Below are 26,953 nucleotides of genomic sequence, written 5' to 3'. Positions count from 1 at the left end.
TCGTAAAGAAACAGCCCCAATAAAGTAAACCACTCTAAGCTCCCTGTCTGTATCAAGCTGGAAGTTTAGAGTGGCTGACTCGAAAAATGAGCTGCTTTAGCTTATACGGTTGCGCAAAGCAGTCCTGTTTGTACCCGGCCGGAGGTGCCTGGTTGTTTATGCTTCTTGCAAAAACTTTTCCATTCTTTCATATGTAATGCCATCTTTTTGCGTGCTCTTTGGACGGCATTGTCTACCACCTTTTCCTGCAAATTCAGCTTTTGCGCAATTTCCCGCTGTTTGTAGCCTTCAATATATAAGTCAATAACTCTTTTCTCCAGGCGTGACAAAACATTTGCCAGCTCGCCATTAATCTTAGTGATGGTTTCCTTTTCAATAATCATATCGGCAGGGTCATCGGAAGAATTCTTATTAAATACTCCCTGTGATTCGAGTTGGCTTTTTGTGTTTGATGATTCAACTATGGTATTAAGTGAAATTGCTTCATTAAGAATATAGTGTTTTTTACGATTGTGCATGGTAACTGCCGATTTAATTGTGTTCTTGATATTAAGCTCGGCAATCAGACGAAAAGAACTGCCGCGGGCTTCATCATAATGACAAACTGCTTTATACAGGCCGATTAATCCCCATTGGTACATATCGCGGTAATCACCGCCAGGCAAATAATAGATCTTGACATAGCGCAGAATTATTTTGTTATATTTGGATACTATTCTTTCAAACTCTTCATTATTAATTCTTCCGTCATTGTAAAAACACTCTGCCAGCACTTTACCTACCCCTTGTTGTCCAATTTTCGTTATTTTATACAAGTACCTTTGTCCATTGACTGCTATTTACTTGTTTTTCGTCTGTTATATTTAATAGCAAAAATCGTGCCAACGTCTGCAAAGCTTATTGTATCAACATTTGTAAAGGATAACGGTCCGGCAAATTTTGTCATATTGTACAAAATTGTACACTCTGCTGTCAATTTTTGTACAACAGAGTCCATATTTTAAATTCCGGTTTTTTACGAAGTAGGCTGCCTCCTTTTTTAGAATGGCGTTTTCCTCTTTTATTTAGAATATAGTTTGAAGGAGCGTGAAAATAATAATTTTTCACACTCTTCTGAATAAGCAGGAATTATAAAAGGAAAGTAGAATATGTATAATCTAGAAGAATATGGGACAGAGATAAAGAAAAGTCCGAATTTCCATCTGGGCAGCACTGACTGCTCTGGTGTTAATTTTGGCTTTTATTTTTTTGCCCAGACAAGAAGGAGGCTCAGGCGGTAGATAGTATTGGCAGATGTTTGTCAGAAAGTCTAAGATGTATATAAGAAGGAGGAGATAGTTTATGTTTAAAAAGAAACGATTACCTTTACAGTTAGTGGCTATCTGTTTAGTATTTTTTTTCTGTATTACCTTTATCACAGGATACTCGCCAATAACTGCCCAATCCGACAAAAGGACTGCTCAGGAAATATCCAGTATTGCTAAAACCAATGTCGATCCTACAGGTGTAAAGCCAAAATATATTTTCTTATTTATTGGTGATGGCATGAGTTTCCCTCAGGCCACAGCATTGGGTCATTATAACGGAACTGTTGACCATAATTTTGTCGGAACCCTGGATAAGCCTACACGCGAAAATATTCCTAAAGCAGAAATGCCCTCCTTTGTTAATTTTCCTGCTGTTGGCGCTGCCACAACCTATGATGCTTCCAAGTTTATTACCGACTCAGCTTCCGCGGCGACAGCCATCGCCTGCAGCGTAAAGACCTTAGACGGCGCGCTTGGCGTTGACCCTTACAACAAGCGCGTTATCTCGATTGCAGAACAGTTAAAAGCACAAGCAGGCTATAAGATTGGTATTGTGACCAGTGTTTCGCTTGATCACGCAACACCGGCAGGTTTTTATGCGCATCTTCCCAACCGGAACAGTTTTTATGAAATTGGACTGGACTTGATTGCCAGTGACTTTGATTTCTTTGGCGGCGGCGGTTTTAAACAACCTACCGGTAAAGATAAGAATCAAACTCATCTGTTCGATTTGGCCAAACAAGCCGGTTATACTATAGCCAATACTTATGAAGACATAAAAGCCTTAAATTCCCGCTCAGGTAAAACCATTGCCATTAATCCCGTTTTGGACAACCCTGGCGATGTGGCCATCCATTATAATATTGACCGTGATGCCGGCGATTTGGCGCTTGCGGATTATGTGCAAAAAGCCATTGATGTTCTAGGAGAAAAGAACAGTTTCTTTATTATGGCTGAGGGCGGCAAAATTGACTGGTCAAGCCATGCCAATGATGCTTATACAACCATTCAGGAAGTGAAAGACCTGGAAAATGCAGTTAATGTAGCAGTGGCTTTTGCCAAAAAGCATCCCAGGGAAACGCTCATTATTGTGACAGGTGATCATGAAACAGGCGGCTTCACCCTGGGCTATAACGGCACCCAATATGACACATATCTTCATTTGCTCCAAAACCAAAAGCTGTCATTTAAAAGGTTTGCCGATGAATATGTACAGCAATATCGCGACAATAAAGTTCCGTTCGAAACTGCAATGGCTGATGTTAAGCAGCTGTTTGGCCTGATGCTGCCCAACGACCCGGCTGTTGCCGGCATGAAGAATCAGCCGCTGGTCTTGACAGCCAAAGAAGTTGCGCAGTTACAGGAAGCTTATGCCGTAAGTATGATTCCCTACAAACAGCGCCAGCGCGATAAGGAATATCAAACCACGTACAGCATGTATGACCAGGAACCTTTCCAAATTGTCATTACCCGTATTTTAAATAGCCGTTCAGGACTTGGCTGGACATCAACTGCTCATACCGGCCTTCCTGTTGCCGTATATGCCTTGGGAACAGGGCAGGATGTATTCAATGGGTTCTATGATAATACCGATATAGCCAAGAAAATCAAAGCTCTTGTAGGCTTGCGCTAATGCTGCGCCTGCCGCCTTTCCTATGGAAAAGGCGGCAGGCGTGACTTATAACTACTATTGCGAGGTTAACCATGATAAAACAATATTACAACAAATGCGTTACTTCAAAATCCTTTATACCGTCAGTAGTGGTTTTGCTGTCAGTTCTTGTACTCCTCATGCTGCCTGATCGATTCGTAAATCCCGTATACAAGCAATTCGAAACTGCAAAAGCCCGGGTGATATCCGTAAATAATAGCGATATCCAAAGAGCCGGTATTGTGGCGTATGGTCAGCAGCAGTGCATGGTTGAACTGCTGGACGGCAGCTACCAGGGAACGGTTGCCGAAGCCATGAATATGCTGTCCGGTTCTCTGGGAACCGATAAGCAGTATCAGGCAGGAGATATTGCGCTGGTTACAGTGGGCGGAAGCCAAAGCCAGGGAGTCTATAAAATATCAATGGTAGATCATTACCGGCTTAATTATCAGCTGTTGCTTGTCGGCGCCTTTATGCTGCTGCTGATTGTCTTGGCCGGTTGGATTGGCGTGCGGGCTATTTTAGCTTTTGCATTTACCATTCTTTGTATCTGGAAAATGCTGATTCCGCTTTTGCTGGCAGGATACCAGCCGATCTTGTGCGGTCTTTTGATTACAGCTATGCTGACAACAGTCATTATCATCTTGGTATATGGTTTTGACAGGCGATTTATTGCTGCGACAATGGGGTCGCTGTTAGGCACCGGTCTGACGGCGCTATTGGCTATTATTTTTGTTAACATGTCGAAAATTCATGGTGCCGTTATGGACTATTCCGAAAGTCTCTTATATACCGGTTTTCAGCTTAACCTGACAGAAATATTTATTGCCAGCATTTTTATTGCTTCAGCGGGAGCGGTAATGGATATTGCCGTAGATATCACCTCTGCCGTTCATGAAGTGATTGAAGCAAATCCGGCAATTAGCAAAGCGGCAGCTATTAAGGCCGGACTGAACGTTGGCCGCACGGTTATTGGGACAATGAGCACTACTTTGCTGTTGGCCTATTCCGGCGGATACATCGGCCTCCTGATGGTGTTTGTGGCTCAGGGTACGCCGGTGATAAATATATTGAACTTAAATTATATTTCAGCGGAAATATTAAATACGATGATTGGCAGTTTCGGTTTAATTACCGTTGCGCCTTTTACGGCTGTCACCAGCGCGACCTTGCTTACCAGGAAAAAGAGCAATGCGGCTGAAGCCGCTGTATAAGTATATATATATTAGGCAGTAGCACGTAAAGAAAACACGGCTTGCGCCAAGCCTTTGGCGACAGCGCAAACCGATGTTGCCCTTATCCTGCTTTTAAGAAAGTTATACTTTCTGTTAGGACAAAAAAATAGAGAAGGCGATAGCCTTCTCTATTTTTGTATTGCTTGCGGCAAAATTCTCTAACCTCACCCTGATATTCTCGATAAATCACTAAACTTCGTAAATTGTTTATGAAAGAACAGCTGAACGCTGTCAACAGGTCCGTTACGGTGTTTGGCAACAATAATATCGGTAATATTCTTCCGTTCGGTTTCCGGCTCATAATAATCTTCCCGGTAAATAAAGGCAACAATGTCGGCATCCTGCTCAAGTGAGCCTGATTCTCTAAGGTCACTAAGCATGGGTTTTTTGACCTGACGGGATTCGACACCCCGGCTGAGCTGGGATAAAGCGATAACAGGCACTTTAAGTTCACGGGCCAGGGCTTTCAAGGAACGGGAAATTTCGGAAATCTCCTGCTGGCGGTTTTCGCTGCGGGAGCTGCCGGTGCCGCCCTGCATGAGCTGAAGATAGTCAATGATAATCAGCTGTAAATCATGTTCAATTTTGAGGCGGCGGGCCTTGGAACGCATCTCCATCACCGTAATACCGGCGGTATCATCAATAAAAATCGGTGCCGCCGCCAGCCGGTCGGCAGCCCGTACCAGCTTGTCCCAGTCATTGTTTTCCAATTCGCCGATTCTAAGGCGCTGCGCGTCAATCGGAGCCTCGGCGCACAGCATCCGCTGCACCAGCTGCTCTTTGGACATCTCCAGACTGAAAAAAGCCACCGCTTTCTTTTCCTTGACGGCAATATTCTGGGCAATATTAAGGACAAACGCTGTTTTACCCATACTGGGACGGGCCGCAATCAGGATAAGATCAGAAGGCTGGAGGCCTGATGTCAGCTTATCGAGGTCTTTAAACCCGGTTGGCAGCCCCGTAATCCCGCCCTTGGAGGAATATAGCTCCGATACTTTGTCAAATACGTCAAAAATGATATTTTTAATTGAAGCAAATTCCTGGCCGGCCTTGCGGTTGGATACTTCAAGAATCAATTTCTCGGCTTTGTCCATAATTACGGCTACTTCTTCATTGGCTTCATAGCCCATACCGGCCACATGGGTCGCGGTATTGATCAGTTGACGCAATAAGGCCTTTTCCTCCACAATCCGGGCATGGTACATCACATTAGCGGCTGTCGGCACACTGTTGGCCAGTGCCGATACATAAGCAATCCCACCGGCACCCTCAAGCTTTTCGTCCCGGCGCAATACTTCAACTACGGTTACCAGATCGACAGCTTCATTCTTATTGAATAATTCCATCATGGCATTAAAGATCAACCGGTGGGCCTCACGATAAAAATCCTCCGGCCGGATAACTTCCGATACCTTGGAAATAGCCTCGCGTTCAATCATCATAGCGCCCAGTACCGCTTGCTCAGCTTCAACGTTTTGGGGGGGAACGCGGTCAATCATGTAAACTCTCCTCGCTTAAAATGCCGCGCCTGCCGGGATTATCGCACAGAAAACCCGGGTAAGCGCGGCAATTTCATCTCTAAGCTAACTCAGCACTGGCTTCCTGACTTTCCGCAAACAGAATTGCCAACGCTTCCTCGACGGTGGCAACAGGACGAATATCCAGGCCCAGATGACTTTCCGGAATGTCTGACTTATTTTCCTCAGGAATAACCATTGTGGTAATACCGGCTTGTTTGGCACCATAAGCCTTTTCAAAAACACCGCCAACGGCTTTCACCCGGCCTTGGATAGAAATTTCACCGGTAATGGCTACATCCTGACGGATAGGTTTACCGTTTATGGCGGAAATAATGGCTGAAAGAATCGCCGTACCGGCTGACGGGCCGTCAATCCGGCCACCGCCGATAATGTTTATATGCAAATCAAAGCTGGCTAAATCCTGGCCGGTAATTTTCCTGACAACAGCCGCGGCGTTAAATACCGAGTCCTTGGCCATGCTGCCGGCAGTGTCATTAAAGCGAATACTGCCTTTACCCTTTTCTGACGGAAAAGCTACTGCTTCAATTTCCAGAACAGAACCAAGGTAGCCGCTTACCCCCAAGCCAAACACTTTCCCCACTTCCAGGGTAGCTGCTGCCTTACGGTTAACATACGGCGACAACCGGCTGACCTGAGCCACCCGGTACACATCCTCCCGGGTAATGGTAACCGGCTCTTGGGTCTCACCCACCCGCATAAGCGCCATGCTGTAGGCATCTGACAAGATGTTGACAGCTTTCCGGCCTTCGATGGTATAATCGCTAATCAGCTGCGGCACTTCCGGCTCAATGACAACCTCCAGCTTGACTGCCGCATTATAGACAATTTCCTCAATATGCTTGGGTGTCAACGGTTCAAAGTATATCTCCGCACACCGCGACCGTACGGCAGGCATAACATCGCCGGCCTCACGGGTGGTAGCGCCAATGAGGATAAAATCGGCCGGCGCCCCTTCCTCAAACAGCTTTTTAATGTACTTAGGTACATTACTATCAGAAGGATCATAGTACGCCGAATCAAAAAACACCCGTTTATCTTCCAGAACCTTTAACAGCTTATTTTGCAGCATCGGGTCCATCTCGCCAATTTCATCAATAAACAGAATGCCGCCATGGGCATCTGTCGCCAAACCCGGTTTCGGCTCCGGCACACCACTGTCGGCTAAATCCCGGCGCGCTCCCTGATAAATGGGGTCATGCACCGAGCCTAAGAGCGGATTGGTGACATCGCGGGGGTCCCAGCGCAAAGTAGTCCCGTCGACTTCAATAAACGGAGCATCCTGGGTAAAAGGTGTCTTTTTAATTTGCTTGGCTGCTTCCAGTACCAGCCGGGCGGCTGTGGTTTTACCCACTCCCGGCGGTCCGTAAAGAATCAGATGCTGAGGATAGGGAGAGGCAAGTTTGGCCTTAAGCGCCTCCACCGCCCGCTCCTGCCCGATGATTTCATCAAGAGTGGCCGGACGCAACAGCTCCATAGCCGAACGGGTTAATTTACGGGTCTCCAGTTTTTCCAAAAGGGCATATTTCTTGAGAGTCTGAGGGTTCTCGGCATTGACCGGGGCTTCTTCCTTGATAACCTGGGTACGGATTTCCTGGACATATTCCTGATGGCGTTCTTCCATCTTTTCGGCAATTTTCTTCTCAATACGGTCTTCTACTGTACGGCGGGCACACAGGTCTGCCAGCTCATCTTCGATTTCACTAAGCAGCTCCGGAATTTCACCCACAGACGGTAATTTATCAATTGTCGGATCTTCAAACACCAGCTTCTGCAGCGCCAGCACCCGTTCCGGCAGGCTGTTTGAACGCATAAGTTCCAGCGCTCCCAGTTTGCCTGCTTTGAGCACCACCTTTTCTGCGCCCAGAACACCGGTGTACAAACCGTACAAGGCGGCTACCTGGCGTTTGAGCTGATCTTCCTGGTTGCCATGACCGCTGCTGACAGCGCGGTCGATGTTGCCACTACGTACTAGTTTGTTAAAAAAATCTTTCATAATTATACCTTTCTAATAGTAAGGGTTAGAAACAAAAAGCAAAAACGCAATTGGCGCACAGCTTTCGCAATGACCGTTTGGGGTAAACCACGTATACATTGCGAGTGCGGGCAGCGCGAAACCGTCACTGCCTATCCATTCGCTCTGGATTTACTCGGCTTTAATGATTACCTGGATTTCGGTGCTTACTTCAGGATGAAGCTTTATGGGTACGGTAAATGTCCCCAAAGACTTGATGGCATCTTTAAGCTCAATTTTACGCTTATCCAGATCAAGTTTGTGCTCCCGGGCCACAGCCTCGGCAATGTCCTTGGCCGTTACCGAGCCAAACAGGCGGCCGCCCTCTCCCATTTTGACCGGGATGGTGACAACAATTTTGGCCATCTGTGCGGCCAGCAGCTTGGCTTCATCCAGAGCGCGCTCTTTTTTGCGCTCCTCGGCTGCCTTTTGCAGATTAGCATTATTCACATTATTGGCAGTGGCCGCAATGGCCAGTTTTTGCGGTAAAAGATAGTTGCGGGCATAACCCTCAGAGACTTCAATGATGTCGCCCTTCTTACCGAGTTTTTTCACTTCTTGCTGCAGAATTACTTTCATGTATTGCACTCTCCTTTATGTAACTATCTACTATATCAATAATTCTTGCTTTCACTTCATCAATGCTGGCATCTTTTACTTTAGCACCGGCTACCGATTGATGACCGCCGCCATCTAATTGCTCCATGATCACCTGGACGTTAATATCGCCATGCGATCTGGCGCTGATAGCAACACCCTCTTCAACCTCAAACAGAACAAAGCTCACCCGCACACCTTCAATATTCAGCAGCATATCTGCCGTCTGCGCCGCCGCCACCTGAGGATTTTTGACATCAGCCGGACAGACGGCGATAACTACACCCTCGTATGGCATCTCGGTATTATCAATGATTGCCGCCCGGTTTTTCATTGTCTGGAAATCGACGCGGAATAAGTGGCGCACCAGTGTAGGATCGGCACCTGCCCGGCGCAGATAAGAAGCCGCTTCGAAGGTACGCACCCCTGTCTGAACCGCGAAATTCTTGGTATCCACCACAATCCCCGCATAGAGTGCCGAAGCTTCCAGGCGGTTTAGTTCAATTTTTTCGTCAAAGTAACCTAATAGCTCTGTTACCAGTTCACTGGTGGACGAAGCCGAAGGTTCAAGATACACCAGCAGCGTATTGGGAATAATGGTCTCAGCCCGGCGATGATGGTCAATAATAACCGTCCGTTCGGCTCTGGCCAGTACATCCGGTGCCGCCACCAGTTCCGGCCGGTGGGTGTCAACAACAAATACCAGTGTTTTGGAATTGCCCAGGAAGGCCGCCTGCATCGGCGATATAAAGAGGTCCCGGAATTCTTCATAGTCCAGCAGCAGCTCTGACAGCTTATCCATAGCCATCCCCGGCTGACTGACAACAATATGGACTTGCTTGCCCATATGGCGCACCATTTTGGCTACCCCAAAGGCTGCTCCCAGGCTGTCAAAATCTTCACCGGCATGCCCCATAATCACAATACTGTCCGCCTGGTCGATGAGCTCTCTGATAGCTTGCGCCACAATCCGGGCTTTCACCCTGGTATTTTTCTCAACCGCCTTGGCTTTACCGCCAAAAAACTGAACTTTGCTGCTAATATTCACCGCTGCCTGATCACCGCCGCGGCTTAACGCCAGATCCAGCCCGGCCTGAGCCCGCTGTCCCAGTTCCGCAATTGAGATTTCGCCGGTGGCGGCACCAATGCTTAGCGTTACCGGGATTTTATTGCCTGCCTGAATGGCGCGAATGCGGTCCAAAATCTCAAATTTATCATCAGTCATCAGACGGTCAAGGGCTAAACGATTTAAAACAGCAATATAGGTGTCTTCACTGTATTTTTTTATATGTCCGTCCAGCTCTGTCATCCACTCTGCCAGCATGCGGTTGACCTCACCCAGGATAGTCGTACGCTGGCTTTCATTCAAGCCGGTTAAGGCATCATCATAATTGTCAATTTGAATATAGGCAAGTACGGTCTGAATCTGGCAGCAGGATGCCCGGTAAGACTCCAAACCGGTAACATCCGATATATAAAATACCGTAAGCTCATGGTCAACAGCCCTGTGGACAATGTCGTAATGCTGCTGCCCGGCTTCAAATTTAAGCTGTCCGTCTTTGCCTGTCATTTTTTCTAACGGCAGGGCAGGCCAAATGGCGGCTAACGATTCCCCCGGTTCAACCGACTCGGTAACCCATTCGCTCAGCAGTTCATTGCGCCAGTAAATAATACCCTGCTGGTCAACAATTACTATTGCCAGCGGTAAATTGGTAAACGCCTGGACTGCCGCATTATCCACACTGCGCCCTACAGTTTCCAGATAATTATTCACTTCTTTTTGCCGCATAGTATAGCGTTCCCGCCCATATAAATAGAGAGCATAGAGCAAAATAGCGCCAAGAATGGCCGCATAATGGTTATAATAACTGATAATCACTAAAAAGGCTGCCATCACTGCTAAATAAATACGGGTGTCAAACCAAAACGATGGTCCTTGAGGCATATGCTTTCCTCCTGTTACTCCATATGCGGAGCACGCAGTTGACGATAGTCGAAAATGAGATCAAAGGCACCGGCGAGAATCAGTCCCTGCATGATAAACCCGTTAGAAAATATCAAGAATATTATAAGCCCCTTGACGATTCTTGACAAATTGTATTTATCGGCAAGGAAGTAAAACAAAGCCATTCCCTGAACAAAAAGCACCATAGTGGTAATAACCTGAAGATTCATGCCCACCTGATACAAAAGCTCAATTTCCCGGGTCTGACCCCAGTAAATGGATACCAGCGCCACCGCCAGCGCATATACCGTAATACGCGGCATTGTCCAGTGACGAAACAGGGGAAATGGCTCAATCCTTTGCCCCAGCTTGGCAAGTACGGCTTTAGCCACCTGATAATTCAGGAAGGTGTCAAGAAAGGCTGCGAGGACAAAGCCGGCAGGCAGAATAACCTTCACAAGCTCCAGCATGGGGCCCATAGCGGCTTCCATTTGCGCCAAATCTTCCGCTTTCATCCCCATCTCCCGGTAAAACGCTATCGCCTGCTCCAGACCGTGAGCCATAGCCTCGGTCTGAAAGTTAAGGGGATTAAAGCCCATAATAACAGCGGTAAGCGCCAAAACGGCAGCTTTAGAAACCAAGGAAGCAACCGCACCAAGCAAAACGGTTTTTGCCGGGGAAAACCCTTCTTTAATTGCATAACCCAAGGCAATACCAATCAGTCCAAAACCTACCACCACCGAGATGGCACTAAGCGGGTGCATAAGCATGGAAATAATGATCCCTGCCGCGACGACAGCCATAATACTCCGCCGATAGCCATGCCGCACTCCCAGTAATACAATCGGGACCGGCCAAATTAAATTGACAAAAGCACCCAGTATCGGCACATACGTACTGATAAGAGCAAAAATTATAGCCACTGCGGTAAGTATGCCGCCTTCAACCACCGGCCTAACCGGACTTTTTTGCATATTTCACCTCTTCTGGCGAAGATGTCGGCGATATTCGCTCATATCTCCAAACCAACGTTCGATTTCAGGCTCCTGGTTTATATTGGTTCCAAGCCTGTTATTTATAAGCTCATCCATTTGCGGGTAATCAATACCCAGCCGCCGTCCTAAAGCAAAGGCTGAAATAATAATCTGGGCCAGCGCTTCACCAATGGCTTCCCGCTTATTGCGGGCCATTGCCTGGTATAGTTTACCCACTTCGGTCAGAAGATCGGCTTTAAGGCCTTCGATCAGCCTAAGTTTACGCAAGATATCCGATTCCTGTGAAAACACTAAACCGCCTCCTTACTCCATCCTGTTTATATTCGAAAGAGGCCGGGCTATTTCCTGCTTTTCTATTTAGGAAAATAGTATGAAACCCTGGCACTGGCCAGGGCGGTTCGCTGGTAAAGTTCCGTGTTGGCAAATTAAAACTCCCTGCCAGACAGTCTTATCCACATATGTTAGTAACATTTTATGCAAGCAATTAACAAATTATTACTGCCTGGCTATATAATTATGCAAGCCCGGCTAAACTCAGCAGCCGGGTTTTGTGCCGGCACACAAAACTATACCAGCTGTTAGACATAAAAAGGGCAAGAAGTCTGCCATGGCAGACATTCTTGCCCTTTATCAATCTTATTCTGCTGTAAACGGCAGCAGAGCGATATTACGCGCCCGCTTAACAGCCAAGGTCAGTTGGCGTTGATGTTTGGCGCAGTTACCGGAAATGCGGCGCGGCAGAATTTTGCCACGCTCGGTGGTGTACCGGCGCAATTTCGGAACATCCTTATAATCAATATCGGTTACTTTATCAACACAGAAGCTACAAACTTTTTTCTTAGGTTTGCGACCTCTTTCGCGTTTTATAGCCATTCATTTACCCCCCTTTTAAAACGGTATTTCCTCTTCAGGGAAGACATCTTTGCCGAACGAATTTATATCTATATTCCCGGCCTCAGTGCCGGATGTCTGTCTGCTGTCCAGATATTCAACATTCTGTGCTACCACTTCGGTAACACGGCGTTTTTGGCCATCATTAGCTTCATATGAGCGAACTGAGAGCCTGCCCTCCACCAGAACCCGCCGACCTTTGGTAAGGTTATTGCCACAAGTCTCGGCCAGCTTCTCCCAAGCTACAATCGGAATGAAATCCGCTTGCTCTTGGCCACCGGCAAAACGGTTAACTGCAATAGAAAAAGATGCCACTGCTTTACCGCTCTGTGTATATCTCACCTCAGGATCTCGCGTCAAACGACCGAGAAGGATGACTTTATTCATAATTCCTCATACCCCCGGCTAAAACATTAGTCTTCCAACTTGATAACCATGTGCTTAAGAACATCGTCAGTAATTTTGAGTACACGCTCCAGCTCAAATACGGTAGCTGGCTCAGCAGTGAAGTTAATCAGGGTATAGTACCCTTCCATGACGTCTTTTACTTCATAAGCCAGGCGCTTTTTGCCCCAGCGATCCACTTTGTCGACATTGCCGCCAGTGTTCTTAATGATGTTTTCGAACTTAGCGATGGTGGCGTTAAGAACCTCTTCGTCACCAACTTTACTAATAATCACGACTTCGTATTTTCTCACGAAATCACCTCCTCCTTTGGACTATTGGCCCCCACAGACGGGAGCAGGGAAGGTTTTGAATAACAAAACCATGTCACAATATGTACTTTTGCGACTAAACTATTATAGCATTAGTTGTCCGCCAAATGCAAGGAAAAAGCAAAGATTTTCATGGCAACCCATGAAAATCTTTAGAAACACTATTGAGGCGTGGGCGGCCGTTGTGCATAAGCGGAGGTTAAGCGCCAGCGGCGCAGCGTTGCATGACGGGCGCCAGCGCCAGTCCTAGGTATACTTATTATAACGATTGCTCGGCAACTCTCTCGGCCTGTTTCCGGCCCGGCTCTGAAATGGCGACAGCCAATACGGCGGCAGCTGCCAGCGAAAGCAGTGACCACATCAACGCGGCCTCCAAACCGATTCTGTCTCCCAGAGCGCCGGTTATGGCCGCGCCCACGCCGCCCAGGCCGAATGCCAGCCCCAGCATCATGCCTGATGCCATGGCTGCATTGCCGGGAATAAGCTCCTGTGCCCAGACAACCGAGGTCGGTGCCGTGCTTTGTAATAAAGCGCCGCTGACTGCCAGTAACAAATAACTCATCGGCGACGGACTGATATCAATTAAAAACAGATAAGTAACAGGCAGACACAGGGCCATAGAACCAATAACGCCGGCCTTACGGCCAATCCTGTCACCCACCCAGCCGCCGACCAGCGAGCCGCCCGCAGCCCCCAGCAGCAGCACGGTGACCATAGTGGCGGCAACTGCCGGTGGTTGCCCGGCCCGAACTAAGAGCAGCGGCAGAAACGTGAGCAAGGCCACTTGCATCCACGATCTAAGGGCTGTAACAACATTTAACAGCAGCAGGTCGCGCGACTTATGCCAGGGTGCTGCCGCCACAGCAACGGCAGTATTTTGCTCCCGGCGGACTGCCGGACTGATATCCACCTTGTGCAAGCCGGCGAAATAAGACGCTGCCGTAAAGATAATTCCGGGAATAATTAACCATAGCAGACTGGCCGTCCCCCATACAGTAAGGCAATACATAATAACAGCAGGCGCTATGGCAAAACCGGCATTGCCGCCGAAGACAAAGACCGACATTGCCGTGCCCTTGGTTTCCGCAGTAACTACCTTGCCCATCAGGCTGGCAGCCAGGGGATGAAAAATCGAAGAACCCAAGCCGGCCAAACCGACTAAGAGAAATAGCACAAGCTTACTGTCAGCCAACCCGGCCAGACAAATAAATATTGCGCTTACCGGGGTTGTAACCAGGATTAGCCAGGAATAGCCATACTTGTCAATAATATAGCCGGAAACCGGCTGAAGCACACTGGATAATACCGAATAAGCCATGACCAGCATGCCGCTCAGCGTGAGTGACAAGCCCAGCTTAATCATCACAACAGGCAGTAACGCCGGTAAGAAGTTGGCATAAAAGTCACTGAAAAAGTGCCCTGTTCCTAATAAGGATACCTGAAAAACCGTAGATTTTCTGAACTCCTTTTCCATTACAATTCCCTCCTTAAAAGGAAAAGAACGGCCCAAAAACCGTTCACCCTCCAGCAGCCTAATTACACATTAAATCTAAAATAGGTTACATCGCCATCCTGCATAATGTACTCTTTGCCTTCCAGGCGCACCAGCCCTTTTTCCTTGGCGGCACCATGCGACCCGGCAGCCATTAAGTCATTATAGGAAACAATTTCGGCCCGGATAAAGCCACGTTCAATATCGCTGTGGATCTTGCCGGCAGCCTGTGGCGCTTTGGTCCCCCGCACAATGGTCCAGGCCCGTACTTCCTGCTCACCTGCGGTAAAAAAGGTCATCAGTCCCAGCAGGGTAAAGCTGGCGCGAATGAGCTTATCCAGTCCGGATTCCTCCAGCCCTAAATCTGCCAGGAACTCGCGGGACTCCTCAGCGTCCAGTTCGGCAATCTCGGATTCTACTTTGGCTGATACAACAATCACTTCCGCACCCTCACGGGCAGCGTACTCGCACACTTTGGCGACATGCGGATTGGCACTGGCATCTGCCGCCTCCTGCTCGCTGACATTGGCAACAAACAATGTAGGCTTTAAGGTCAATAAGAATAAATCGCGCAGTAAGGCTGCGGTTTCTTCATCTTGAACAACACGGCGGGCAGGCTGTCCGTCTGAAAGTGCCTGCTGCACCTGCTTAAGGACTTCCAGCTCGGCCGGCGCCTTTTTATCGCCGCTTTTCAACAGTTTCTGCAGCCGTTCTATGCGCTTTTCCACCGTTTCCAAATCGGCAAGACACAGTTCGGTATTGATGATTTCAATATCTCTGATGGGATCAAGACCACCGGCCACATGGGTAATGTTTTCATCAGTAAAACAGCGCACCACCTGTGCGACCGCATCTACCTGACGGATATGGGACAAAAACTTATTGCCAAGTCCCTCCCCCTGGGCCGCCCCGGCCACCAAGCCGGCAATATCAACAAACCGCATGGCAGCAGGTATTGTCCGTTGTTTCGGCTTATACATCTCCGTCAGTTTCCACAGACGGTCATCAGGTACATCAACAACACCAACATTGGGTTCGATCGTACAAAAGGGATAATTGGCCGCCTCGGCTCCGGCCTTGGTAATGGCGTTAAACAGTGTGCTTTTGCCGACATTCGGCAGGCCCACGATACCTACTTCTAAGTTAGTACTCATAAATGCTACTCCACCTTTAAGGCTGGTTACAGGGTACAGCCTGAATGTTTACTTTGCTATTACCCTATTGTAAGATACTGACGGTGTAATTTCAAGTAGAGAAATACTATTACGCCTGCGGGCCGGAAATAACCGTTTTTACCCCTTTTTCAAACTTGGGCCGGGGAATCATAACCTGCCGGCCGCACTGCAGGCATTTAAGCCCGAAATCAATGCCGGTGCGGGTGATCTCCCAGCGGTCACCGCCACAGGGATGAGCTTTCTTCATTTTTACAATTTCGCCAACTTTATAATTATATCTTTCCTGACTCATAGTAACCTCCCGTATCCCCTAGCGACCTATACGCTGATCTTAAGCTGCGGCGGCGGAATTCTGGCGGCGGCAAACTTCTCCCTTACCAGGCGGCGCAACGCCGTTTCCACTTTCGTCTGCTGCAAGGGCATCGATTTGGCCGTTATCCGGATAACCACTTCACCGGGCTTAAAGTCAACCACCCCGACTACCCTGGGGCCGTCCAGCACCTCTGGTACAGTGTCGCCGATAGTAGTGCAGACCTCCTCCAGGAGAGCAAATACCTGGTCAAGGTCGGCCTCGTAGGAAACCGGCACATTCACCGTTGCCAGCATTTGTCCTCTGGTATGGTTACTGACTCTGAGCACCGAGCCATTGGGAATAATGTGCAGAATACCGTTGCCGTCCCGCAGCTTGGTAACGCGAAAACCCATTTCCTCAACTGTTCCGGCCATATCACCCAGTACCACATAGTCGCCTACCCCATACTGGTCTTCCAAAATAATAAAAAATCCGGTCATAAAATCTTTAACAAGGCTTTGCGCGCCAAAGCCTACCGCTAAACCGATAATACTGGCACCGGCTAAAACCGAAGTGGTATCTACCTTAAACTCCCGTAAAACCATTACCGCCACAATAAAATAAATAATATAGCGAATTACGCTGCGCAGGAGACTGCTGAGTGTCCTGGCCCGTTTTTCATCTATATACATTGTCGCTCCCGGTCTGGGTACAAAAAACTGGTCAACCAGCATATTGGTAATCCGCAGCAGCAGGTATCCCCCGCAGAGAATAATCACCGCGCGGATAAGGCTTACCGTCGCGTTTAGCCAAAAATCAGGTGTCAACAGCTGTTCCACGCTAACCTCCATATTCGGTTATTTTTTCATAAATAACGGCACTGCCTGCCGCTGTCCGGCTAAATAATTTTGACCAACGCACATTGGTCTGAGCAAAGAGGCGGATAAGCTCTTCTTGCCATCCTGCCATAAACAGCAGGCACTGACCGCAGCTAATATCAATCTCGCGCGGCGTGGGCAAGGCATAAACAGGAATGCCTTGCCGGCTTAAAAGCGTCTCCGCCTTAATGGCCTGATGTACCGAATCAAAGGAAATCAACCGGTCATAGTGCTGGTTTGTAATAAAATCACCTGCTTATAAAGTCACCGTTTTATTAGTGGAAATGGTCTCAAGTATGGTATACATATTCGTAATTTCACCGATTGCCAGGTCGGATTTGTGCTGATAATAATCCAGGCAGGTACCGCAGGACAAAATGCTTACGCCCCGCCCGGCCAAAGTCCGGAGTTGTTCAAGCACCGGCGAATCCTGTATGGTCAGCTTGATACCGCTATTGATGAACAAGAGTGCGGCCGGCTGCGGTTTGATCTCCAGCAGTGTCGTCATGAAGGCCTTCATCAATACGGCACCCAGTTCCGGCGAACCCTGACCTAAGGTATTTTGGGTAATCAGGTACACCTGGCCGCCGGCCTCAGCGTCCGGAAGCAGGCTTGCGGCTGCTTTCGGCTGCTGGCCTGTCCCCTTGATCATGCTGATATAGTAGTTTCCGTCTTTGGCTTCGACCGCGACCCCCAGTGCATGGGCAGCCGCAAATTTAACAACATTGGTTTTAGCCACTTCATTGTCTACAATAATGGTAATTTTTCCTGAAACCGTTTCTTCCACCGCTTTTTTGGTATGAATGACCGGCTGCGGACAAACCAGCCCCCGGCAATCAACAATTCTATCTGACATGCACTTCTCCCTCTCCAATTCCAGTTACTTCTCCAATAATACTAGCCGGCACCAGGCCTGCGGCCTTAAGTGCCGCAACCAAAGGCCCGGCCTCGCTGGCCGGCACGGCCAGTAAAAGTCCGCCAGAGGTCTGCGGATCAAAACAAATGTCCCGGATAGGTTCCGGTACGTTCCCGGCAAAAGTTGCGGCCGTGAGATAGTTCCGGTTCTGATAAGCCCCTCCGGGCACAAAGCCCATGGCAGCAGCCTCTGCCGCCTCCGGCAATAACGGCAATGCCGTACTGTCAAGGCGGATTGTCACTTTGCTGCCTGCCGCCATTTCGTACACATGCCCAATAAGTCCAAACCCGGTAATATCGGTGCAGGCATGGACACTAAAGCCGGCTGCTATTTTAGCTGCCGTTGCATTCAGTGCAGCCATGCTGGCGGTAGCTGCCGCCACACCCTGCAAAAACAAATCAGCCCTTGCTGCCGAAGCTAAAATTCCTGTTCCCAACGCTTTCGTTAATACCAGACAATCGCCCGGCTGCGCACCGGCATTGGTCCATATCCTGTCAGGATGGGTAATCCCCGTAACCGCCAGGCCATATTTGGGCTCAGTATCATCAATGGTATGGCCCCCGATAATCACTGCCCCGGCCTCGGCAACTTTATCCTGGCCGCCTTGTAAAATAGCCAGCAAGGCTTCACCAGGAAGTTTGCAGTTAGGAAATGCCACCAGGTTGAGTGCTGTCAACGGTGTCGCCCCCATGGCATAAATATCGCTCAAACTATTGGCTGCCGCAATTTGGCCAAACAGATACGGGTCGTCCACAATCGGCGTAAAAAAATCCACTGTTTGCACCAAGGCGGTTGTTTCATTCAATTTATAAACACCGGCGTCATCTGACGTAGTAATGCCAACAAGCACGTTGGGGTTAGTCATTACCGGCAGCTGATTTAATATTCCGGCCAGGTCCCCTGGCCCCACTTTAGCAGCTCAGCCGCCCCGTGTTGTATACTGTGTAAGTTTCACCACAATAAAGTCCCCCTTTCCTATCCTATATTATACCCTTAAACTATTCTAAGCTGCTATAGAAAAAACCAATAAATAAAAAACTACGGCTTGTGCCGTGCCTGTGGCAACGGCGCAAGCCGATAGTGTCCTCTTTACCCTAATCACGCTTGCAATTTTCACCACATTCGGCCGGACAGGTACTAAAGCCCTCGGTATAATCACAAGGCTCTAAATGGATAGTAACATCACAGGGTATGAATTGTTGCTTGATTAAGGCCTCAAGCTCGTCACATACAGCATGAGCCTTATCGAGATGCATATTTTTTTGCAGGACAATATGCATGTCAATAAGCCGGCAACTGCCTGACCGCCGGGTGCGCAGCTGATGAAAGGCAATAACAGCCGGATGAGCGTAAACAATGCCTCTGATGATTTCTTCTTCTTCCGGCGGCAAACTGACATCTGTCAGTTCATAGATGCTTTTCATGGTCATCGAAAAACCGGCCTTAAAGACAATGACCGCCACCACAATGGCAATAACCGGGTCCAGCCAATACAGATTGGTCAGTTTGATAATAACCAACCCGATAAAGACCCCCATACTTGTCCAGATGTCGGCTCTGAGGTGAAGCGCATCGGCTTCCAGCGCTTGTGAACCGGTCAGGCGGGCCACAGCATACAGTTTGCTGGATACCCAATAGTTCACAGCGACCGACAGGGCCATGACAATAAGTCCATATTCCAGGTATTCCGGCACATGCGGATTATTTATTTTATCTACCGCCTCATATACAATCCATAGTGCTGCCAGCACAATCAGCACCGCTTCAAAGGCTGCCGACAGGTTTTCAATTTTGCCATGACCGTACGCATGCTGGCCATCAGGTGGCTGAGCAGACTTCTTTACAGCAAAATAGGCAACCAAAGCAGCAATCAAGTCCACGCCGGAATGGGCTGCCTCAGAGATAATACTTACAGCACCGGTCATTATCCCCACAAATAATTTTAACGCCACAAGCAGGGTGTTTGATACTACCGACAGCCGTGCGGTTTTCTGCTTTAGTTGATTGTAATCTTTATCCAAACCGTTCCCTCCCAATAAATGGAAAATCAAAATAAGCCTGCGGGATATAGGTCCCGCAGGCTTTCCTGCTGCTTGCTGCCCGGCTGCGCCTTATGGTAAAGGCCGCCTGTTCCTACTTTATATTATATTAACACAGCAAACAAAATGTGTAAAATTTTGTGAGGGAACCGTTACTTACTAACCGATATGCACAACATGCTGCACCGGGTAGCCCACTGCCGCCAGTCGTTCGGTAAAGGCTTTCACATCTTTAATATCGGCCCGGATAACCACTTCATACTGCCCCTCATCGGTTGGGTAGCTGGCAAAGCTGCCGATGCTAATCCCGAACTCTTTGAACACGCCGGAAATATCATGAACAACGCCTAACCGGTCAGGCACCACAATACTTAAGCGGGTTTTCCCCTGCGGTAATCCCATGATATCCACAAAGGTTTTAAAAATATCGGTTTCGGTTAAGATTCCGACAACTTGCTGGTTCTGATCCATAACAACCAGGCCGCCGATCTTATGATTGTACATAATCAGCGCGGCTTCTTCCACAGTAGCGTCCGCACTCACCGTCAGCACCTTTTTGGTCATAATGTCTTTAACCTGCATTTTGGACAAAAGATAGTTAAGTTCAAATACAGACAGCGAGGTAGCCGGTGAAGCCGATACTTCCCTAAGGTCCCTATCGGTGACAATACCAACCAGCTTGCCGTTATCCACCACCGGCAAACGGCGGAACTTGTTATTGCGCATGATTTGCAGCGCATCCACAATAGTCATGGCAGACGTTATGGTAGTGGGATTGGGTGTCATTCGTTTGGATACGATCATAACATAACACTTCCCTGCATATGTATTTTAGCTATGGGTATTTGGGCGGCTGTTAGCCGCCCAAATAAGCTTTACGTATTTCTTCGCTTTCCGCCAACTCCTGGCCACTGCCTGACAGAATTATCCGGCCGGTTTCCAGTACATAGGCCTTATGCGCAATAGACAATGCCATATTGGCGTTTTGCTCCACCAACAGAATGGTAGTACCTGTTTCATTAATATCTTTAATGATGGAGAATATCTCTTTTATCAGGAGCGGTGCCAGACCCATCGAGGGTTCGTCCAGGAGTAAAATCCGGGGACGGCTCATTAGCGCCCGGCCCATGGCCAGCATTTGCTGCTCACCGCCGGAAAGCGTCCCGGCCAGCTGGCTGCGCCGTTCTGCCAGTCGGGGAAAACGTCCGAATACGACATCCATATCGGCTTTAATTTCTTTGGTATCAGAACGAAGATAGGCGCCCAGTTCCAGATTCTCCAGCACCGACATATGGGCAAATACCCGGCGGCCTTCCGGAACCTGTGAAATTCCCAGTTTAACGATATTTTGAGCCGCCATACCGGCAATGTCCTGGCCCTCAAAAATGATCTGACCGATTTTAGGCTTGAGCAGACCGGATATGGTACGCAGTGTCGTGCTCTTACCGGCGCCATTAGCGCCGATTAAGGTTACGATTTCCCCTTGGTTAACATCAACACTGATGCCCTTTAAGGCGTGAATAGCGCCATAGTATACATTTATATTATCAATTTTTAACATTGTCATGGTCTATACCTCCTCGCCGAGGTAAGCCTCGATAACCCGCGGATTATTTTTGATTTCCTCCGGCGTTCCAGAAGCGATAATACTGCCATAATCAAGCACGTAAATGCGCTCACATACACCCATAACCAGACTCATATCGTGCTCAATCAGGAGGATGGTCAGGTCAAACTTTGTTTTTATCCAGCGGATCATTTCCATCAGTTGCTGTGTTTCCTGGGGATTCATGCCGGCAGCAGGTTCATCCAGCAAGAGTAGCTTAGGCTGGGCGGCCAGGGCGCGGGCAATTTCCAGGCGGCGCTGCTCACCGTAGGGCAGATTTTTGGCGATCTCATCTTTTTTATCGGCCAGCTGAAATATCTCCAGAAACTTTATGGCTTTTTCCTCAATTTCAGCTTCTTCCTTATGGTAACGGCCGACGCGAAACAGCGATTCCAGCAAACCATACTGCACGTGAAAATGATAGGCAATTTTAACATTGTCAAGCACACTCAGATCGGCAAACAGCCTGATGTTCTGAAAAGTACGGGCAATACCGCGCTGCGTGATTTGATAGGGTTTAAGCCCGACAACGCTTTTGCCGTCAAACTCAATTTGCCCCTCTGTCGGCTCATACACCCCGGTTAAGAGGTTAAATGCCGTTGTTTTACCCGCGCCATTAGGACCGATAAGACCAACCAGCTCGCCTGGCGCAATGTCGACTTCGAAATTGGATACCGCTCTTAAGCCGCCAAAGACTTTCGATAGCTTAGTTGCCTTGAGTAGAGCCATCTTTCTTACCTCCTGTCACGCGGCTAAACATTTTCAAGCTTAGCTCTTTGTTGCCAAACAGCCCCTGCGGCCGGTAAAGCATTAAAATAATGAGCAGCAGCGAGTAAATAATCATCCGCCACTCAGGATAACTGGCCAGTGCTGCCGAAATAAAGGTCAACAAAACAGCGCCGGTAATACTGCCGCTAATGCTGCCCAGACCGCCCAGTACCACCATGGTCAAAATGTCAAACGACCGCATGAAGGTAAAAGAGGCCGGATGGGCAATGTAAAAGTAATGGGAAAACAGTGAGCCGGCCACACCGGCAAAGGCTGCCCCCATGGTAAAGGCCAATACTTTGTATTTTGTCGTATCCACACCCATGGCTTCGGCGGCAATTTCGTTTTCGCGAATAGAAATACAAGCCCGCCCATGTGTTGAATTAACAAAATTCTTAATGGCATATACGGTAAACACAACAAACGCAAATACCCAGGTAAAATCAGTATAGCGGGGAATGCCCATAAAACCGGAGGCGCCGCCGACATACTGAATATTGAGAATACAGATCCGGATAATTTCACCCAGACCTAATGTGGCAATTGCCAGGTAATCGCCATTTAACCGCAAGGTCGGCAGGCCAATCGCAAAGCCTAATACCCCGGCGGCCATTGCGCCGCCTAAAATAGCGGCTAAAAATGGCAACTGCATTTTCACCGTAAGCACGGCGCTTACATAAGCGCCAACCGCCATAAACCCGGCATGGCCGATGGAAAACTGACCGGTAAAGCCATTAATAAGGTTAAGGCTTACTGCCAAGATAATATTGATACCGATTAAGATGATATTAAGCTGCCAGAACGAGCCGATAACATCTGCCATCATCAGGCCTTGAATACTAGCGTAAATGACCAAACAGGCCAACAATGCCTTTATATCTGTTTTAGTTTTTTTATTCACGGCCTGCCACCTACACTTTCTCCCGGATATTTTTACCCAAGAGGCCTGCCGGTCTCCATATTAAAATAATAATCAGGATGGCAAACGCTGCCGCGTCCCGGAAAGTGGAAGACCAGAAGCCGCTGACCAATGCTTCGATAACACCTAAAATAGTGCCGCCAAGCATAGCACCCGGAATATTGCCGATACCACCCAGTACGGCGGCAACAAAGGCCTTTAGCCCGGGCATAATGCCCATAAGCGGATCAATTGAGTTATAGTAGATACCGACAAGCACACCGGCTGCAGCCGCTAAGGCCGAGCCGATACCGAAAGTAAAAGAAATTACTTTATCAACATCAATGCCCATGAGACGGGCGGCATCGGTATCAAAGGATACAGCACGCATAGCCTTGCCCATCTTTGTGCGGTGTACGACATAGGTCAGAGTGACCATAAGCAGCAGGGACACCCCTAAGATGACGATTTGCTGGCTGTTAATTACCAGGCCGCCCAAATTATAAATCTCCGCGGCAAATATCGCCGGGAAAGTACGCGGCTGTGGTGTCACCAAAAGCATCCCGCCATACTCTAAAAACAAGGACACACCGATAGCAGTAATCAGTATGGCTATTTTAGGTGCATTCCTCAGTGGACGGTACGCAACCCGTTCAATAACCATACCCAGGATACCGGCAACAGACATAGAAAAAATCAAGGCCGGCACAAAAGAAAACTTCAGTATCGATGTAGCAAAGAACCCTGCATAGGCGCCCACCATATAAATGTCGCCGTGGGCAAAGTTGATCAGCCTGATTATACCGTAAACCATAGTATAACCCAGTGCAATGAGCGCATAAATACTGCCCAGGGATATACCATTAATTAATTGTTGTCCTAACTGTACAATTATGTGTGAAGATTCCAATGCGCTCTCCCCTCTCCATTTCAAAATAGTATAGTGTGTTGAAGGGCCGGTTGGTCCGGATGGCCGGGGCAACAGCCCCGGCCACAGGGAACGCAACGCACCCTTAATTAGGGATTAACCTTTTCTTTAAAGGTTTTATTGCCGTCTTTCATCTCAATAATTACGGCACTCTTAATCGGATCATGGTTGGCATCAAAAGAGATTAAACCGGAAACTGCCTGATAATCCTTGGTTTTGGCCAATTCATCCTTGATTTTAACCGGATCGGCGCTGTTGGAACGTTTCATGGCTTCAATGACCATCATGGTAGCATCATAGGATAATGCCGCAAAGGCGTCAGGAGTTTGATTGTATTCTTTCTTATAAGCTTCAACGAAAGTCTGTACCGCCGGACTGTTGTCATCAGGCGAATAGTGATTGCTGAAGAAGGTATTATTTAAGGCTTGTGCGCCGCCGATTTCCGGCAGCTTAGCCGAATCCCAGCCGTCGCCGCCCAGGAAAGGCACTGTAAGACCAAGCTCGCGGGCTTGCTTAATAATCATGCCCACTTCCTGATAATAGCCGGGAACAAATACTACATCCGGATTCTGGGCCTTGATTTTGGTCAATGTGGCTTTGAAATCAGTATCCTTGGCCAGATAAGCTTCACTGGCAACAATTTTGCCGCCGTTTTTCTCGAAGGTTTCTTTAAAGAACTGGCCTAAGCCTTTAGCATAGTCACTGGAGTTATCAATATATAAAGCTGCTGTTTTGGCTTTAAGCGAGTTTTGCGCAAAGGTAGCCATTACCGACCCCTGGAACGGATCAATAAAGGCGGCCCGGAAATTGAATTCGCGAACCTTGCCGGTATTAGGATCAACCGTAACTTTAGGATTGGATGCGGTCGGGCTGATTGCCAGCACCTTATTGTCGGCATTAACCTGCGCTGCCGCAATTACACTGGATGAGGCAATAGGAGCAATAACCGCTACCACTTTATCTTGAGTAAGTAATTTTTGCATAGCATTGGCTGCCTCGGCTGCTTCGCTCTTATTGTCGGCAACTACCAGGGTAAGCTGCTTGCCCAATACGCCGCCTTTAGCGTTGACTTCTTTAATTGCCAGTTTAGCGCCATTTGTAGCCGACTGACCGAAAGTGGCATTATTGCCGGTCATCTCCAAGTTGGCTCCAAACTTAATTACATCTTCCTTCTGGCCGCCACAGCCGGCAACAAGCCCTGCCACCATAAGCACACCAACCATTACACTTACGAGCTTGAAGAATTTTGTCTTTACCATAGTTTCCCCTCCCAAAATACTAAATACGGATGCAGCTGGCCCGGGTAATATATGCACTATCTCCCGCCATACTGCTGGAGGACTCAGCAAACAATGTACGATAAGTCCTCCGGTTGCTAGCACTCCGTGTCCACTAACAACATATCATTGTATGCCATACAGTGTAATTATAGGGGTCTTGTCCATCGCTGTCAATACTCTCAGCATAGTACATCTGCCTCAATGTACACCACACATGGACATATCCCTATGGTTTCCTTTGAAGCCGGAAAAGGGGTAAGGCCTCCGCCTTACCCCTTCACCGCATTGTACACTGACAGTATCATTGAGTATCTGTTTTTTTGTATATCCGGGGTTAAGGACCAACAAGCGCAAGCAAGGTGCTTAGCCAGAAATTAACACCTTGTTCTTATTCGTTTTGCCATTAAGGGTTGATTTTCTCTTTGAACATTTGCTTTCCGTCTTTCATTTCAATAACTACCGCACTTTTAACCGGATTATGGTTAGCGTCAAGCGTCAGAATACCCGTACTTACCTGGAGGTTTTTCGTTTGTTCCAGGGCCTCACGGATTTTAGCCGGATCATCGCTGCCGGCACGTTTAATGGCGTCAATAATCATGATACCGGAATCATAACCAAGGGCAGCCAGCGCGCTGGGCTCCTGCCCATACTCTTTTTTGTAAGCTTCCACAAATTTTACGATGTTGGGGTCTTTATCCTGCGAGGAATAGTGATTGCTGAAGAAACCGTCATTAAGGGCAGCCGCACCGGCAATTTCAACCAGCTTGCCATCATCCCAGCCGTCGGTGCCCAGCAGCGGTACAGTAATTCCCAGCTCGCGGGCCTGTTTCACAATCTTGCCTACTTCTTCGTAATACGCCGGAATAAAGATAACATCAGGGTTGGTGGCTTTTATCTTGGTTAAAGTGGCTTTAAAATCTGTATCTTTTTGCAAGAAACCTTCTTTGGCTACGATCTTGCCGCCATCCTGGACAAAAGCAGCTGCAAAAACCTCAGCCAGGCCTTTGGAATAATCAGAACTGCTATCCAGGTAGACGGCGGCGGTTTTGGCCTTAACCGACTTGATGGCAAAATCGGACATTACCTTGCCCTGAAAGGGATCAATAAAGCAGGCGCGGAAAACATAGGAACGCACCTTGCCATTGTCTACTGTGACTTTAGGGTTGGTCGCGGTAGCGGTTAGTACAGGAATTTTATGATCTTCGGCAATCTGAAGGGTAGCCAGTACGTTGGAGCTGGATACCGGCCCCAGTACTGTTACCACTTTATCCTGCGTGATAAGTTTGGTAATGGCATTGGCGGCTTCGGCCGGTTCTGATTTGTTATCGGCCAGAATAAGGGTAATCTGCTTGCCAAGCACACCGCCGGCGGCATTGGCTTCTTTGAACGCCAGTTTAATTCCATTTGAAGTCTGGGTGCCAAAGTTGGCAATACCACCGGTCAGTTCATAGTTGCCACCGATTTTAATAACTTTTGAGTCAGCCGGTTTGGAGGTGGTCGAGCTGCCGCAGCCTGTTACTAAAGCTGCCAACATGGTAAAAGTTACTGCCAGACTGATCAATATCAGCCATTTTTTCTTCATACAGATTTCTCCTCTTTCCCTTTACAGATTTAGCTCATTCGTTACACTAAAACAGATTTCCGGGAAACCTACTGAGTTACCATTAAGCAGCAATATAGATTTGTAGCGGCCGCGTCTCAACCCCCCCTATACAAATTTACCTTCGTCCAATAACAGGATAATGTTTTTTACTTGTAGATGTTTGTGTTTATTATCCTGTAGCATTCATTA

At 48.1% G+C, this 26,953-nt stretch carries 28 protein-coding genes; 3 read left to right on the top strand and 25 right to left on the bottom strand.

The window, feature by feature from the left end; all coding sequences use genetic code 11:
• Positions 1-101: 101 nt before the first annotated feature.
• A complete protein-coding gene (locus tag GT1_RS14145) occupies positions 102-815 on the bottom strand; it encodes a sigma-70 family RNA polymerase sigma factor (protein ID WP_158027092.1) in 714 nt (237 codons plus the stop codon).
• A 526-nt stretch (positions 816-1,341) separates the two neighbouring features.
• On the opposite strand from GT1_RS14145, the gene GT1_RS14140 reads away from it, so the two are divergent.
• The 3 genes from GT1_RS14140 to GT1_RS14135 all read left to right on the top strand — a co-directional run bounded on the left by GT1_RS14140 (position 1,342) and on the right by GT1_RS14135 (position 4,172).
• A complete protein-coding gene (locus GT1_RS14140; RefSeq protein WP_188399294.1) occupies positions 1,342-2,940 on the top strand; it encodes an alkaline phosphatase in 1,599 nt (532 codons plus the stop codon).
• A gap of 22 nt (positions 2,941-2,962) precedes the next feature.
• Entirely contained in the window at positions 2,963-3,109 is a 147-nt protein-coding gene (locus GT1_RS22280) for a hypothetical protein (protein ID WP_223226266.1), read from the top strand.
• A gap of 115 nt (positions 3,110-3,224) precedes the next feature.
• A complete protein-coding gene (locus GT1_RS14135; RefSeq protein WP_223226265.1) occupies positions 3,225-4,172 on the top strand; it encodes a YibE/F family protein in 948 nt (315 codons plus the stop codon).
• 185 nt (positions 4,173-4,357) lie between these two features.
• Here GT1_RS14135 and dnaB read toward each other — a convergent pair whose 3' ends face one another.
• The 24 genes from dnaB to GT1_RS14015 form a co-directional block, all read right to left on the bottom strand.
• Positions 4,358-5,692 carry a replicative DNA helicase gene (gene dnaB, locus GT1_RS14130; protein WP_075756452.1) on the bottom strand — a complete coding sequence of 445 codons (1,335 nt, stop codon included), beginning with the start codon at positions 5,690-5,692 and terminating at the stop codon, positions 4,358-4,360.
• A gap of 79 nt (positions 5,693-5,771) precedes the next feature.
• Complete coding sequence (gene lonC / locus GT1_RS14125; protein ID WP_188399292.1) at positions 5,772-7,727, bottom strand: Lon family ATP-dependent protease; 1,956 nt, start codon at positions 7,725-7,727, stop codon at positions 5,772-5,774.
• 150 nt (positions 7,728-7,877) lie between these two features.
• Positions 7,878-8,324 carry a 50S ribosomal protein L9 gene (gene rplI / locus GT1_RS14120; protein ID WP_188399291.1) on the bottom strand — a complete coding sequence of 149 codons (447 nt, stop codon included), beginning with the start codon at positions 8,322-8,324 and terminating at the stop codon, positions 7,878-7,880.
• Positions 8,284-10,287 carry a DHH family phosphoesterase gene (locus GT1_RS14115; protein ID WP_075756455.1) on the bottom strand — a complete coding sequence of 668 codons (2,004 nt, stop codon included), beginning with the start codon at positions 10,285-10,287 and terminating at the stop codon, positions 8,284-8,286. Before GT1_RS14115 ends, rplI begins: the two co-directional genes overlap by 41 nt.
• A 14-nt stretch (positions 10,288-10,301) precedes the next feature.
• A complete protein-coding gene (locus GT1_RS14110) occupies positions 10,302-11,261 on the bottom strand; it encodes a YybS family protein (RefSeq protein WP_075756456.1) in 960 nt (319 codons plus the stop codon).
• 3 nt (positions 11,262-11,264) lie between these two features.
• On the bottom strand, positions 11,265-11,573 hold the full coding sequence (locus GT1_RS14105) for a MazG-like family protein (RefSeq protein ID WP_188399290.1): 309 nt from the start codon (positions 11,571-11,573) through the stop codon (positions 11,265-11,267).
• Positions 11,574-11,918: 345 nt separating this feature from the next.
• Positions 11,919-12,155, bottom strand: a complete 237-nt coding sequence (rpsR, locus tag GT1_RS14100) for a 30S ribosomal protein S18 (RefSeq protein ID WP_075756458.1) — start codon at positions 12,153-12,155, stop codon at positions 11,919-11,921.
• A 15-nt stretch (positions 12,156-12,170) separates the two neighbouring features.
• A complete protein-coding gene (locus GT1_RS14095; protein WP_075756459.1) occupies positions 12,171-12,560 on the bottom strand; it encodes a single-stranded DNA-binding protein in 390 nt (129 codons plus the stop codon).
• Positions 12,561-12,586: 26 nt separating this feature from the next.
• Positions 12,587-12,871: a 30S ribosomal protein S6 gene (rpsF, locus tag GT1_RS14090; RefSeq protein ID WP_075756460.1), complete on the bottom strand. Its 285-nt coding sequence runs from the start codon at positions 12,869-12,871 to the stop codon at positions 12,587-12,589.
• Between the two features lie 277 nt (positions 12,872-13,148).
• A complete protein-coding gene (locus GT1_RS14085) occupies positions 13,149-14,363 on the bottom strand; it encodes an MFS transporter (RefSeq protein ID WP_188399289.1) in 1,215 nt (404 codons plus the stop codon).
• Between the two features lie 62 nt (positions 14,364-14,425).
• Positions 14,426-15,535, bottom strand: coding sequence for a redox-regulated ATPase YchF (gene ychF, locus GT1_RS14080; protein ID WP_188399288.1), 1,110 nt, complete (start codon positions 15,533-15,535; stop codon positions 14,426-14,428).
• A gap of 109 nt (positions 15,536-15,644) precedes the next feature.
• Entirely contained in the window at positions 15,645-15,848 is a 204-nt protein-coding gene (locus GT1_RS14075; RefSeq protein ID WP_075756463.1) for a DUF951 domain-containing protein, read from the bottom strand.
• A gap of 26 nt (positions 15,849-15,874) precedes the next feature.
• Positions 15,875-16,699 carry a mechanosensitive ion channel family protein gene (locus GT1_RS14070; protein ID WP_188399287.1) on the bottom strand — a complete coding sequence of 275 codons (825 nt, stop codon included), beginning with the start codon at positions 16,697-16,699 and terminating at the stop codon, positions 15,875-15,877.
• On the bottom strand, positions 16,689-16,946 hold the full coding sequence (locus GT1_RS14065) for a DUF3343 domain-containing protein (protein WP_188399286.1): 258 nt from the start codon (positions 16,944-16,946) through the stop codon (positions 16,689-16,691). The genes GT1_RS14070 and GT1_RS14065 overlap by 11 nt, the downstream gene beginning before the upstream one ends.
• A 36-nt stretch (positions 16,947-16,982) precedes the next feature.
• The gene (yedF, locus tag GT1_RS14060; protein WP_188399285.1) at positions 16,983-17,582 is read right to left on the bottom strand and encodes a sulfurtransferase-like selenium metabolism protein YedF; all 600 of its coding nucleotides are present in this window, start codon (positions 17,580-17,582) and stop codon (positions 16,983-16,985) included.
• Positions 17,572-18,603 carry a selenide, water dikinase SelD gene (selD, locus tag GT1_RS14055; protein WP_250727378.1) on the bottom strand — a complete coding sequence of 344 codons (1,032 nt, stop codon included), beginning with the start codon at positions 18,601-18,603 and terminating at the stop codon, positions 17,572-17,574. Before selD ends, yedF begins: the two co-directional genes overlap by 11 nt.
• Before the next feature lie 133 nt (positions 18,604-18,736).
• Positions 18,737-19,663 (bottom strand): cation diffusion facilitator family transporter, encoded by a 927-nt coding sequence (locus GT1_RS14050; protein ID WP_188399283.1) that lies wholly within the window; start codon positions 19,661-19,663, stop codon positions 18,737-18,739.
• Between the two features lie 177 nt (positions 19,664-19,840).
• Complete coding sequence (locus tag GT1_RS14045; protein WP_188399282.1) at positions 19,841-20,485, bottom strand: CBS and ACT domain-containing protein; 645 nt, start codon at positions 20,483-20,485, stop codon at positions 19,841-19,843.
• A 52-nt stretch (positions 20,486-20,537) separates the two neighbouring features.
• On the bottom strand, positions 20,538-21,242 hold the full coding sequence (locus tag GT1_RS14040; protein ID WP_188399326.1) for an ABC transporter ATP-binding protein: 705 nt from the start codon (positions 21,240-21,242) through the stop codon (positions 20,538-20,540).
• 9 nt (positions 21,243-21,251) lie between these two features.
• A complete protein-coding gene (locus tag GT1_RS14035) occupies positions 21,252-22,016 on the bottom strand; it encodes an ABC transporter ATP-binding protein (protein WP_188399281.1) in 765 nt (254 codons plus the stop codon).
• Complete coding sequence (locus GT1_RS14030) at positions 21,994-22,956, bottom strand: branched-chain amino acid ABC transporter permease (RefSeq protein WP_188399280.1); 963 nt, start codon at positions 22,954-22,956, stop codon at positions 21,994-21,996. Before GT1_RS14030 ends, GT1_RS14035 begins: the two co-directional genes overlap by 23 nt.
• A gap of 10 nt (positions 22,957-22,966) precedes the next feature.
• The gene (locus tag GT1_RS14025; protein WP_188399279.1) at positions 22,967-23,863 is read right to left on the bottom strand and encodes a branched-chain amino acid ABC transporter permease; all 897 of its coding nucleotides are present in this window, start codon (positions 23,861-23,863) and stop codon (positions 22,967-22,969) included.
• 107 nt (positions 23,864-23,970) lie between these two features.
• Positions 23,971-25,104 carry an ABC transporter substrate-binding protein gene (locus GT1_RS14020; protein ID WP_373325934.1) on the bottom strand — a complete coding sequence of 378 codons (1,134 nt, stop codon included), beginning with the start codon at positions 25,102-25,104 and terminating at the stop codon, positions 23,971-23,973.
• A 460-nt stretch (positions 25,105-25,564) separates the two neighbouring features.
• Positions 25,565-26,743, bottom strand: a complete 1,179-nt coding sequence (locus tag GT1_RS14015) for an ABC transporter substrate-binding protein (RefSeq protein WP_188399278.1) — start codon at positions 26,741-26,743, stop codon at positions 25,565-25,567.
• Positions 26,744-26,953 lie beyond the last annotated feature (210 nt).

The organism is Sporomusa sp. GT1 (assembly GCF_014634905.1).
Lineage (GTDB): Bacteria > Bacillota > Negativicutes > Sporomusales > Sporomusaceae > Sporomusa > Sporomusa sphaeroides.
Note: the sequence above shows the minus strand (reverse complement) of the source record. Positions and strands in the feature narration are given on the sequence as shown.

What these genes read in the sequence shown, in the direction of transcription:
- GT1_RS14140 (WP_188399294.1), top strand. Translation starts at nt 1,342, where the DNA reads ATGTTTAAAAAGAAACGATTACCTTTACAGTTAGTGGCTATCTGTTTA.
- GT1_RS22280 (WP_223226266.1), top strand. Translation starts at nt 2,963, where the DNA reads ATGGAAAAGGCGGCAGGCGTGACTTATAACTACTATTGCGAGGTTAAC.
- GT1_RS14135 (WP_223226265.1), top strand. Translation starts at nt 3,225, where the DNA reads ATGGTTGAACTGCTGGACGGCAGCTACCAGGGAACGGTTGCCGAAGCC.
- dnaB (WP_075756452.1), bottom strand. Translation starts at nt 5,692, where the DNA reads ATGATTGACCGCGTTCCCCCCCAAAACGTTGAAGCTGAGCAAGCGGTA.
- lonC (WP_188399292.1), bottom strand. Translation starts at nt 7,727, where the DNA reads ATGAAAGATTTTTTTAACAAACTAGTACGTAGTGGCAACATCGACCGC.
- rplI (WP_188399291.1), bottom strand. Translation starts at nt 8,324, where the DNA reads ATGAAAGTAATTCTGCAGCAAGAAGTGAAAAAACTCGGTAAGAAGGGC.
- GT1_RS14115 (WP_075756455.1), bottom strand. Translation starts at nt 10,287, where the DNA reads ATGCCTCAAGGACCATCGTTTTGGTTTGACACCCGTATTTATTTAGCA.
- GT1_RS14110 (WP_075756456.1), bottom strand. Translation starts at nt 11,261, where the DNA reads ATGCAAAAAAGTCCGGTTAGGCCGGTGGTTGAAGGCGGCATACTTACC.
- rpsR (WP_075756458.1), bottom strand. Translation starts at nt 12,155, where the DNA reads ATGGCTATAAAACGCGAAAGAGGTCGCAAACCTAAGAAAAAAGTTTGT.
- GT1_RS14095 (WP_075756459.1), bottom strand. Translation starts at nt 12,560, where the DNA reads ATGAATAAAGTCATCCTTCTCGGTCGTTTGACGCGAGATCCTGAGGTG.
- GT1_RS14085 (WP_188399289.1), bottom strand. Translation starts at nt 14,363, where the DNA reads ATGGAAAAGGAGTTCAGAAAATCTACGGTTTTTCAGGTATCCTTATTA.
- ychF (WP_188399288.1), bottom strand. Translation starts at nt 15,535, where the DNA reads ATGAGTACTAACTTAGAAGTAGGTATCGTGGGCCTGCCGAATGTCGGC.
- GT1_RS14075 (WP_075756463.1), bottom strand. Translation starts at nt 15,848, where the DNA reads ATGAGTCAGGAAAGATATAATTATAAAGTTGGCGAAATTGTAAAAATG.
- GT1_RS14070 (WP_188399287.1), bottom strand. Translation starts at nt 16,699, where the DNA reads ATGGAGGTTAGCGTGGAACAGCTGTTGACACCTGATTTTTGGCTAAAC.
- yedF (WP_188399285.1), bottom strand. Translation starts at nt 17,582, where the DNA reads ATGTCAGATAGAATTGTTGATTGCCGGGGGCTGGTTTGTCCGCAGCCG.
- GT1_RS14045 (WP_188399282.1), bottom strand. Translation starts at nt 20,485, where the DNA reads ATGATCGTATCCAAACGAATGACACCCAATCCCACTACCATAACGTCT.
- GT1_RS14040 (WP_188399326.1), bottom strand. Translation starts at nt 21,242, where the DNA reads ATGTTAAAAATTGATAATATAAATGTATACTATGGCGCTATTCACGCC.
- GT1_RS14035 (WP_188399281.1), bottom strand. Translation starts at nt 22,016, where the DNA reads ATGGCTCTACTCAAGGCAACTAAGCTATCGAAAGTCTTTGGCGGCTTA.
- GT1_RS14020 (WP_373325934.1), bottom strand. Translation starts at nt 25,104, where the DNA reads ATGGTTGGTGTGCTTATGGTGGCAGGGCTTGTTGCCGGCTGTGGCGGC.
- GT1_RS14015 (WP_188399278.1), bottom strand. Translation starts at nt 26,743, where the DNA reads ATGAAGAAAAAATGGCTGATATTGATCAGTCTGGCAGTAACTTTTACC.